This window comes from Salinibacterium sp., assembly GCF_031364185.1.
GTDB lineage: Bacteria > Actinomycetota > Actinomycetes > Actinomycetales > Microbacteriaceae > Rhodoglobus.
This window is the reverse complement of the sequence record NZ_JANLVV010000299.1, coordinates 1-9,728: the sequence shown is the minus strand read 5'-3', so window position 1 is coordinate 9,728 and position 9,728 is coordinate 1. Positions and strand designations below refer to the sequence as shown.

General features: G+C 66.0%; 10 protein-coding genes. 3 read left to right on the top strand and 7 right to left on the bottom strand.

Features of this window, described 5'->3' with window-relative positions:
* Both RMN95_RS13215 and RMN95_RS13210 read right to left on the bottom strand, forming a co-directional pair.
* The coding region (locus tag RMN95_RS13215) for a heavy metal translocating P-type ATPase (RefSeq protein WP_309617373.1) at positions 1 to 1,799 on the bottom strand (1,799 nt) is incomplete at its 3' end.
* 272 nt (positions 1,800 to 2,071) lie between these two features.
* Positions 2,072 to 2,734, bottom strand: coding sequence for a BON domain-containing protein (locus tag RMN95_RS13210; RefSeq protein WP_309617372.1), 663 nt, complete (start codon positions 2,732 to 2,734; stop codon positions 2,072 to 2,074).
* Between the two features lie 106 nt (positions 2,735 to 2,840).
* Here RMN95_RS13210 and RMN95_RS13205 point away from each other — a divergent pair, with 106 nt between their 5' ends.
* Together RMN95_RS13205 and RMN95_RS13200 are read left to right on the top strand one after the other, a co-directional pair.
* Positions 2,841 to 3,188, top strand: a complete 348-nt coding sequence (locus RMN95_RS13205; RefSeq protein WP_397545164.1) for an ArsR/SmtB family transcription factor — start codon at positions 2,841 to 2,843, stop codon at positions 3,186 to 3,188.
* Complete coding sequence (locus RMN95_RS13200; protein ID WP_309617370.1) at positions 3,185 to 4,843, top strand: SulP family inorganic anion transporter; 1,659 nt, start codon at positions 3,185 to 3,187, stop codon at positions 4,841 to 4,843. Before RMN95_RS13205 ends, RMN95_RS13200 begins: the two co-directional genes overlap by 4 nt.
* An 18-nt stretch (positions 4,844 to 4,861) precedes the next feature.
* On the opposite strand, the gene RMN95_RS13195 is transcribed toward RMN95_RS13200, so the two are convergent.
* The 4 genes from RMN95_RS13195 to RMN95_RS13180 all read right to left on the bottom strand — a co-directional run bounded on the left by RMN95_RS13195 (position 4,862) and on the right by RMN95_RS13180 (position 8,294).
* Positions 4,862 to 5,593, bottom strand: a complete 732-nt coding sequence (locus tag RMN95_RS13195) for an FAD:protein FMN transferase (RefSeq protein WP_309617369.1) — start codon at positions 5,591 to 5,593, stop codon at positions 4,862 to 4,864.
* Positions 5,593 to 6,075 (bottom strand): FMN-binding protein, encoded by a 483-nt coding sequence (locus RMN95_RS13190; RefSeq protein WP_309617368.1) that lies wholly within the window; start codon positions 6,073 to 6,075, stop codon positions 5,593 to 5,595. The genes RMN95_RS13195 and RMN95_RS13190 overlap by 1 nt, the downstream gene beginning before the upstream one ends.
* Positions 6,072 to 7,490 carry a ferredoxin reductase family protein gene (locus tag RMN95_RS13185; protein ID WP_309617367.1) on the bottom strand — a complete coding sequence of 473 codons (1,419 nt, stop codon included), beginning with the start codon at positions 7,488 to 7,490 and terminating at the stop codon, positions 6,072 to 6,074. The genes RMN95_RS13190 and RMN95_RS13185 overlap by 4 nt, the downstream gene beginning before the upstream one ends.
* 75 nt (positions 7,491 to 7,565) lie before the next feature.
* On the bottom strand, positions 7,566 to 8,294 hold the full coding sequence (locus RMN95_RS13180) for a VIT family protein (RefSeq protein WP_309617366.1): 729 nt from the start codon (positions 8,292 to 8,294) through the stop codon (positions 7,566 to 7,568).
* Positions 8,295 to 8,370: 76 nt separating this feature from the next.
* Here RMN95_RS13180 and RMN95_RS13175 point away from each other — a divergent pair, with 76 nt between their 5' ends.
* Complete coding sequence (locus RMN95_RS13175) at positions 8,371 to 9,012, top strand: phosphatase PAP2 family protein (protein WP_309617365.1); 642 nt, start codon at positions 8,371 to 8,373, stop codon at positions 9,010 to 9,012.
* A gap of 25 nt (positions 9,013 to 9,037) precedes the next feature.
* Here RMN95_RS13175 and RMN95_RS13170 read toward each other — a convergent pair.
* The coding region (locus RMN95_RS13170; RefSeq protein ID WP_309617364.1) for an NAD/FAD-dependent oxidoreductase at positions 9,038 to 9,728 on the bottom strand (691 nt) is incomplete at its 5' end.

Sequence of the window (9,728 nt, the reverse complement as noted above, 5' to 3'; positions counted from 1 at the left end):
AGCTCCTGGATGCCGGCGCCGACGGTTGCGGGGATGACTCCTACTGCGGCGACGATCATCAGACCGACACTCAGTGCGATCCCAAGCCAGATGCTTTGCAGCGCGATCCGCACGGTGTCCCGTCCGACGTCGACGGCCATGGAGACGAGCGAGATATCGTCGATAAGGATCACGGCCGCCGCTGACTCGCTGGCGGCAGTAGCGCCGCGCGCGCCCATCGCTATACCGACATCGGCAGAGGCGAGCACGGGGGAATCGTTGACTCCGTCTCCGACCATGAGCACCGGTCGCTCGGTGATGTTGTGCACGAGGTTCACCTTGTCGATAGGTAAACAGTTCGCCGTGACTTCGGTGATTCCTGCCGCATGTGCCACATGTTCTGCTGTTGCCTGCGCGTCACCCGTCAGCATGATGATCCGGGCGATCCCTCGCTGTCGCAGGGTCGAGATGGTCGTGGCGGCGTTGGTGCGAACGCTATCGGTGGCGATGATGCTGCCAGCGAATTTTCGATCAATGGCCACATAGATCGCCAGCTCGCCGCCCGACAGTGCAGATTCCGTCACGTCGGGTGCGACGGCCCGCACGAACGCGAGCGTGCCGACAGCGACGGTGCGATCGCCGATCGTGGCGGTAACCCCCTGGGCGGCGACCTCTATGGATGTCGAGGCCTCGACAATAGCGAGCCCTCGTTCTGTGGCGGTCGCGACGATCGACGCGGCGAGCACGTGCGATGACTGTCGTTCGGCGGAGGCGACGAGTGCCAGTAGTGTGTCCTCGGTGAAGGGCTTGAGTGCCGCTATCCTCACGATTTTCGGGGTTCCGTAGGTGAGAGTGCCGGTCTTATCGAAGACGACGGTTCGTACTCGCGCGAGAGTCTCGAGCACACCACCACCCTTGACGATGATGCCGTGACGGGCGGCGCGACTCATCCCGCCCACGAACGCCACAGGCGCAGCAATGAGCAGTGGACACGGCGTGGCCAGTACAAGAACCTCGGCGAAGCGCACAGGATCCTCCGAGGCAAACCAGGCGATCCCCGCGATTGCGAGCGACACGATGGTGAAAGGCACCGCATAGCGATCAGCAAGCCGCACCACGGGTGCGCGATTCGCTGACGCTTGTTTCACCAGGCTGACGATGCCCTGGTACTGGCTGTTTTCAGCGGTTGCACGTGCGGTGATCGTCACCGAAACAGTTCCATTGACCGAGCCGCTGAGCACGGTCTCACCGGCGATGCGGGTGCGGGGCAGGCTTTCGCCAGAGAGCGACGATTCGTCGAATGCGGCGCTCGGGGATATCAGGGCGCCATCGACGGGAACGACCTCTCCCGATCGCACGAGGATGACGTCGCCGATGCGCACCTGCGCCGCGGAGATATCGTCGACCTCACTTGATCCGGGTACAAGCCGGTGTGCGGTCTGTGGCTCGCGGTCCAGGAGCGCACTCAACTCGCGCCGGGCTCGACCCTGAGCGAAGTCTTCCAGGGCTTCCCCGCCGCTCAGCATGAGCACGATGATCATGCTCGCGATAACCTCACCCACCGCCACCGTGGAGACGATCGCGATGATCGCGAGCAGGTCGACGCCGAATACGCCCTGGCGCAGCTGTTTCACCATCCGCACCGCCTGGAGACAAGCCACCGCTATCGCGAAAATGCTGAATATCCATCGTGTGATGAGCTCGAAACCCAGCAGCCACAGGATCGCCCCGACGATACCGACGGCAATGGTGAGGGCGACTAGCGGGTATCGCGGGGGCCACGAGACTCCCGGGGCTCGCGTTCGGGGGGAATCCTTCATCAAGCGACTCTCGGCGGCCGCGCCGCGTGCACTCTGATGAGCGTGGTCTCGACAACGCGGACCAAGAGCGGATTCTTGCGCACTCCGCGATTCCTGACACAACGGTTCATATCCCGGCGTTCCTTCTCATGTGATCGTCGCCCCGTCATCTCCACGAGGACCGAACCATCAGCCCCGGATCGGCAGACACGGGATGTTCAGAACCTGGCGATCACGCGTGAGGATGCGCGGGTTTCGCGCTCAGACGGCGATAGCGCCGTCGTCGGGTTGGTTTAGTTGTGGACGCGGAGCTTATTGGTGACGCTGGTTACTCCCCGTGCGGACCAGGCAGTGTGTTCGCTCTGTCGGCGTTCGGCCCAGGAATGGACGTTCCCGGTTAGTGTGACTGCGCCATCCCCATCTGCGACGACGGTGATGCCGTCGCCTTCGTGTTGGGCGCTGCGCACGATCGCGGTGCTGATGGCGTCCTTAACGTCGTCGGTCGAAACGGCCGGTTGGATGATGATGGCGTTCACAACATCGGTAACGCCCTTCAGGAAGCGAACCGACCGGTATGCGGCGGCACGTTGAAACTGCCAGGCGACGTGCCCCGACAGGGTGATGGTGTGATCGTGCACTTCGACCTTGACCTGGTCTGGCGGCACGTCGACGGCCTGCTCGAGGGCCGCACTGGCCTTATGTGCAATGTGTACATCTCCCACGTCGGCGAAAATGCTGCGCACCGTGATTTCCTCCGCGACAGCAGTAACTCCCCGAACACGCAATGCGGCCCGTTCGGCGTCACGCTTTTCGGGATAGCTACCCACCTCTCCCGCGAGCGTGACAACTCCGTTGGAGACTGCCACACCGATCTGGGCGCTATTCACGCTCGGTGTCCAGTCCAGCTCATCGACTACGGCAGCTTTCAACTCCACGTCGTTCATTATTTGCGTCATACGCCCACGCTACGAAGCGCGAGTGCAGATCGGTAGGGCACAAAGTCCTCGCATGTCGAGCTGAGCGCGATATGATGAAGTGATGAAATCATCAAGTCGCGACGCCATGGAGCAATTCACGGTTGCCAGGCGACCGTTATACGAAGTCAAAGCCAACCTTTTCAAAGGCCTCGCACACCCCGTGAGGGTACGTGTGCTCGAGGTGCTTTCGGTGCACCCTGGCATCTCTGTCACCGAGCTCATGGCGGATACCGGGATGGAGGCATCCCATCTCTCCCAGCATCTTGCCGTGCTGCGCCGCCACAACCTGGTCGTCGCCGAGCGCCGCGCGAGCCAGGTGTTCTACAGCCTGGCCTATCCGCAGGTCGCCGATCTGCTTATTGTCTCCCGTGCACTACTCGCCGAGATTCTCGAGACGACCCAACGCCACCTGGCCTCGACCGTGACCTCGTGACGGCCCTCCGCTACGTTAGGTCGCTACTGCCGAGTTGGGATGACTACCGCTCGGTCCGGCGCACCTGGCGTGGAGACGTGCTCGCTGGCATCACGGTCGGCATTGTCGCGCTTCCCCTCGCGCTGGCCTTCGGCGTCAGCTCGGGCGCAGGGGCGGAGGCCGGGCTGGTCACGGCGATCGTCGCTGGGTTCGTGGCGGCAGTGTTCGGCGGATCCAACATCCAGGTCTCAGGGCCCACCGGTGCCATGGTCGTTGTGCTTGGGCCTATCGTGGCCGCCCACGGCATTGAGGCCGTCGCACTGGTCAGCATCATGGCGGGGTTCGTGGTGTTCGTAGCCGGGGCGGTGAAGCTCGGCCGCGTCGTCTCGTACATACCCTGGCCGGTCATCGAAGGCTTTACCCTGGGCATTGCCGTCATCATTTTCCTGCAGCAGGTTCCCGCCGCGGTGGGCTCCAGCCCGGGGCCGAGCAGCAATGCTGCGATCGCAGCCGTGCAGTCGTTCGCGCGCGTTGATGGATCCACCGTCGCCTGGTCACTCGCGGTGGTCGCCGTCGTTGCGGCCATCATGGTCGTGGCCCCGCGCATCCACCGGCAGGTTCCGAGCTCGATCATCGCCATCGCGCTCGTCTCATCTGTTGCGGCATTGCTCGCACTTCCGCTGGCCAGGATCGGCGTTCTGCCCCACTCGCTTCCGGCGCCCGCGCTTCCCGCGTTTGACGCCGCGGTGCTGCGACAACTAGTCGGCCCGGCACTGACGGTCGCCGCTCTCGCCGCAATCGAGTCGCTGCTTTCTGCGAGGGTCGCCGCATCCATCTCCGACACGGGCCCCTATGACGCAGACCGGGAACTCGTGGGCCAGGGTCTGGCATCGGTCGCCTCCGGCTTCTTCGGCGGGATGCCCGCCACCGGTGCCATTGCCAGAACCGCCGTCAACCTCCGATCGGGCGCACGCTCGCGGCTGGCTGCCATCACCCACGCCGTTGTTTTACTCGGCGTCGTCTACTTCGCCACCGGAGTGATCTCACAGGTGCCCTTGGCCGCGCTATCGGGGGTGCTCATGGTCACCGCGGTGCGCATGGTGTCGGTAGCGACGGTGCGAAGCGTCGTTGGCTCCACTCGGTCAGACACCGTGGTGTTTATTGTCACGGCGATCGTGACCGTCTCGGTCGACCTTATCGTCGCGGTCGGTATCGGTATCGCTGTGGCCGCCTTCTTCGCCCTGCGAGCGCTGGCGAATTCCGGTGGAGTCCAGCGGGAGCAGCTTCCGTTGCCAGCCCAGCCCGGAGATGAGCACATTGCGCTGTTCCGCCTCGACGGGGCGTTGTTCTTCGGCGCGGCACAGCGTGTACTCGAGCGGGTCACCAGCATTTCGGGGGTGTCAGTGGTGATCATCCGAATGTCGCAATTGCAGGTGCTGGATGCCACTGGCGCCCGGGTTGTCACCGAGATGATCGACGGCCTCGAGCGTCGCGGCGTGACCGTGCTGGTGAAGGGAATCCGACCTGGGCACCTCCCGGTCGCCACCCGAGTCGGAGTCATCGCCTCACTGCGGCACCAGAATCATCTGTTCACTGACCTCGGGACGGCTGTCGAGCATGCGAGGAGTCATGTCGCTCGCGATGCCACGTCCGCCATCCCGGCCGTTCCGCGCTGATCACTCACCAGGTGGTGCTTATTGTGAGAGCGCCGCGCGGAACCCCGGCGTCGCACTGAGAACTCCGTCGCGGCCAACCGCGAGCACATCGACCGGCCAGCGGTCCGTGATGTCGTCGAGTGCACCGGGGCCGCCGGCCACAATCGCGGTGGCGAGGATGTCGGCGGTGACGATGTCGTCCGCGATCACGCTCACCTGCGCGAAGTGCGGGGACAGCACGTCGCCACCGCGCCAGATGTGGTCGCCGCGTTGCGCGCTACCGGAGGTCGCGATGGCCCGGCGGGTGCCGCGCAGTGCGATCGAGCACAGGATGGCCGAGTCATCCGCTGGGTCGGCGATGCCGGTGAGCGCGGGCAGTGTTGCCGTTCGGGCGAGGATGTCGCCACCGACGTTGATCGTCCACTGCGGGCATCCCGAACCATCGAGAAAGGCCCCGGCCTGCTCGATGGCCTCGGCCTTCACCAGGCCGTTGAGGTCGATAGTGCCGTCGGGCCGGTGCGGAGTGAAAAGTCCGTGGGTCGCCGCGCGCCAGTCGAGTGCTCGCGCGTAACTGGCAAGCAGCGTCTCGCTGGCGTCGGTCAGCATCAGCCGCCCCGAGGCGATCAGGCTGAGCTCGGAGTCGGGCCGGTAAAGACTGAAGCGGGCGTCGACCGCGCGAAAGATCGACTCGAGCTCAGTGAGGTCGACGAGGGCAGCGCCGGTCACGTCGATCGAGGCCACGGTGCCCATCGTCTCGATGACGTGACGCATCAGAAGCCGGCCTGATCCAGCGCGGATTGCACCGAGGAGAGATAGGCCCGCGTCGTATAGGTGGCGCCCGTCACGTTCGAGACGTTCGCGGACTGCGAGGCCAGCACCTCATCGTGCAGCAGGGGGGCGGCCCGGTTACTGATCTGCACTGACCGGCCGTCGGCATCCGTCAGTTTCAGGGCGGCGACATCGGTAATCGCCCCGCCGGCGAACGCGATCGAGACCTGCACGCTACCGTACCGGGTGGCGACGCTCGCACCCGTGTAGGTGCCATCCGCCGGCCCGGCGGGTACGGGAACCGCGGTGGGCGTGGCTGCCGGAGTGGGCGTGCCGCCGACCACCGGTGCCGGGGTCACCCCGCTGGCCTGGGGTGCGGAGGTGGTCGCCGTACTTGTCACGACCACTGCCGCCCCGGCCTGCCAGCCGACCACCAGCACCGCCACCGAGGCGAAGATGCTTCCCAGGACTGCGCGCGTTCTCACCAGTCGAACCTCTCTGCGTGAATCTGATGCTGCGGGATGCCGGTGGCCCTGGCATCCGCCTCGACGAGGTCCAGCCATGCCGTGGGCCCGCACAGGTAGAGGTCAGAGTCGGCGAGATCCGGGAACGTTCCGGCGAGCGTGACGCCGCGCAGCGCATCCTGCTCGGATATCCAGCCGGGCCCCACGCGCGAGCGGCGACCGACCATCACGTAGCAACGCGCACCCTTCGCGGCCGCCAACTCTCGGATCTCGTCCCAGTGGTAGGTCTCCTCCTGTGTGCTCGCCCGAAGCAGGATGGTCGCCTCGCCCGGCGCGAACCTGGCATGATCCAGCAGCGCCCGGATCGGCGTGACCCCGATGCCTGCCGCGATGATCGCCACTTTCGGCGACGTGCGTGCGGCATCGGTGAAGAGGCCGTACGGCCCCTCGATCGACACGCGGGTGCCCACCGGCACCGCGCTGATCCTGGCGCTGCCCGAGCCCAGGTCACGCACCGTGATGCGCGCGGTTGAGGACGTCGGCACGGCGGAGAGGGAGATGGGATGCGAGTGCCACCATGTCGTGCCCGTCCAGAACCTCCAGATGAAAAACTGCCCGCCGGCCGCACCCAGCCCGCGAAGGTTGTGGCCACTGAGGTGGATGGAAGTGACTCCGGGGGCGATCGTGGTGGTGCCGGCGACCGTGATGCGGTGCCGAAGGCTCGAGACGATCGGCTCGACAAAACGGAAGGTGATGAGGCAACCGAAAGCGACCACGTAGAGCGCGATCCAGTACACGCGCTGGGCGGTGCCCACGGCGAGAACGCCGCCGACGCTGAGCTGGTGGGGGAGGGCAAAGGCCACCGAGAGATAGCTGAGTAGGTGCACCAGGTGCCATCCCTCGTAGCTGAATCTGCGCCGCACCGCGACGAGAGAGGTCACAACCACCGTGATCATGAGGCCCATGGCGATGAAGGCGAGTGGCATATCGGGCAGGGCCAGCATCGGCCCGATCTGCGCGATCGGATTGATGCCCGAACTCATCCCGTAACCGATCAGAAGAAGGGCACCGTGGCCGAGCAACAGGTAGAGTGCTGGCTTGCTGAGCGCGCGATGCACGGCGACCGCGCGATCGTGGCCGATGGTGCGATCGATGAACGGGATGCGCGCGGCAAGTACCAGCATCACCAGGATGAAATCGGTGCCGATGAGCCCGGCGACGATACCCATGCTTGTGACCGTCTCGGCGAGGCTGCCAAACTGGCCAGCACCGCCGGACGCGAGGAAGAGCGCGGCGGCGGCGGCCCCCGATGCCCAGAGCGAGATGACCAGCAGATCGGCGCGGCGGGACCGGCGCACAAACCTGCGCTGGTAGTTGACCCTGGACGACGACGGAAACTGTCGCGGGTCGGGTCTCACCGTGATCTGGGTGGGCATGGCAGAAGTTTGTGTCGGCAACCTATGCGCTGGCTATGAGCCTGCCACCAGCAGGATGGGAGTGGTGCGGTCGGGTCAGACCATGCCGGAGGTGCCGAGAAGCGTGCCGATAAGGAAGGTTGCTGCCAGCGCGATTGCCCCACCGATGACCACTCGCAGCGTCGGCCTGAGCCAATGGCTGCCGCCGATCCGGGCACTGATGATGCCGGTGAGGGCCAGCGCGGCAAGCACCGCGACGAATGTCACCGGCACCCTCAGCTGTGCGGGAGGCAGGAGTATCGCCACCATGGGCAGCACCGCTCCGATGACGAAGGCGAGGGCGGATGCGCCGGCGGCCTGCCAAGGGCTGACCACGTCCTCCTCGTTGATGCCGAGTTCCGCCTCGAGATGCGCGCTCAGCGCGTCATGGGCGGTGAGTTCCCGGGCCACCGTCACGGCGGTGTCGGCCGACAGCCCCTTCGCCTCATAGAGGGCAGACAGCTCGGCAAGTTCCTGCTCCGGCATTTCGGCGAGTTCGCGTCGCTCCTTCGCAATGAGCGCGTGCTGGCTATCGCGCTGGCTGCTGACAGAGACATACTCGCCCAGGGCCATAGAGATCGCGCCACCCACCAGACCGGCAACACCCGCGGTCAGGATCGGAGCGACCGCGGAGGTCGCACCGGCCACACCGACGACGATTGCGGCGACCGAAACGATGCCGTCGTTCGCGCCGAGCACGCCCGCGCGAAGCCAGTTCAGCCTCCCGGCGATCCCCGCGCCGTGGGGCTCATTCGAATGAGTGGCGGGCGTCACGTCGGAGGTCATATTCATAGCTAATCACCGCGAATGCCGGCACGCCAGCGAGGTAAGGCTCAGCAGGCTGTCGCGGTACGCTCGGGCGATGAAGCGCCATCCACTTCTCCTGGCCGTCCTGGGCATGGGCCTGATAGCGGTCTGCCTCGGCGGCGGTGCCACCATTGCCGCGCTTGGCAATGGGCCGCTGGCTCTGGATGTTGCGTGGCATGACTTCTGGAACCTTCATCGAGCCCCCTGGCTCACCAGCGCATCGCTCTGGCTGAACGTCGCCGGTTCGCGTGTCTACCTCGGGGTTGTCCTGCCCACGTTGCTCGCCGTCATCCTCGTGATGCTGGAACGACCGGCATTCGCGGCCGCGGTGCTCATCGGAGGGCTCGCTGGCGCTCCGGCGGTGACACTGCTGAAGTCAGTATTGCTGCGTCCGAGGCCGGATGACCAGCAGATCCCCGTGACTCTCACGGCCTATCCGTCCGGTCACGTGTCGAACCTCGTGCTGCTGCTGGTGATCGCGGGACTGCTGCTCGCGCGACCGTGGTGCTGGGCGCTGATCGTCGCGGCCATCGTCGCCATGTCATTCAGTCGCACCTACCTCGACGTGCACTGGCTGACCGACACGATCGGAGGGGTTTTTCTGGGGGCCGGCATCGCCCTGGTGCTGTGGGCCGCGGCCGTGGCGGTCGAGAAGCGAATGAATGGCGGCGATTCGGCATCCGGAAGGTCAGGTTAGTAGGCGACGGTTCTTCTTCGACCGGCTACTGGCCGCCCGCGATCGCGCGGCCCAGCGCATCACCCGAGGCCCACGCCGTGCCCACCGATGACCGCTCGCCCCAGGCATCCCCGCAGACGCCGATTCCTTTGGTCAAGAGGAACGGCTCCGGATGCTGCGACGCGGGCCGCGCGAAACTCCAGCGGTGCGCGAACGAGCGCATCGGCGCATCCGGCAGGGTGAGCAGGCGCCTCACCGCGTCGGCCGCAGGGGCGATTGCTCCGTCGGGGTCGTCAAGGTGCTGGCGGGCCAGGTCCGCTGTCGTGTGAGCGACAAGCACGGGGGCCGCGTCACCGCGCCGGTCGCCATCGTCGGCGATGGTCGTCAGCTCGGGTACCTCGTTGATGAAAGCGGCGTGGAACGGCGGCCACTCGCACACCGCCCACTCCAGCACGACCGCGATGCTGGGCTCCCACCCGCGGCCGTCATCCAGCTCATCACGCAGTGGTGATGTCGCGTCGAGCATCCGTCGCGCCTGCGGGTCTGGCATGGCGAGCACCACCGTGTCGTAGCGCTCGCCGTCAGCCTCGCCCGGCGCAACGTGCTCGACCATGACGCCCTGCTCTAGCTCGATACCTCGCGCCAGGTCGACCACGAGCTCGCGCAGGCCGGCCGCCGCGGCATACCGCATCGGGCCAGTGCTTGACCGATGGATGCCACCCGCCCCCGCGACGGCA

Excerpts from the sequence above, each read along its gene's own strand:
- RMN95_RS13210 (WP_309617372.1), bottom strand. The coding sequence starts at position 2,734 with ATGACGCAAATAATGAACGACGTGGAGTTGAAAGCTGCCGTAGTCGAT.
- RMN95_RS13195 (WP_309617369.1), bottom strand. The coding sequence starts at position 5,593 with ATGCGTCACGTCATCGAGACGATGGGCACCGTGGCCTCGATCGACGTG.
- RMN95_RS13175 (WP_309617365.1), top strand. The coding sequence starts at position 8,371 with ATGAAGCGCCATCCACTTCTCCTGGCCGTCCTGGGCATGGGCCTGATA.
- RMN95_RS13205 (WP_397545164.1), top strand. The coding sequence starts at position 2,841 with ATGGAGCAATTCACGGTTGCCAGGCGACCGTTATACGAAGTCAAAGCC.
- RMN95_RS13180 (WP_309617366.1), bottom strand. The coding sequence starts at position 8,294 with ATGACCTCCGACGTGACGCCCGCCACTCATTCGAATGAGCCCCACGGC.
- RMN95_RS13185 (WP_309617367.1), bottom strand. The coding sequence starts at position 7,490 with ATGCCCACCCAGATCACGGTGAGACCCGACCCGCGACAGTTTCCGTCG.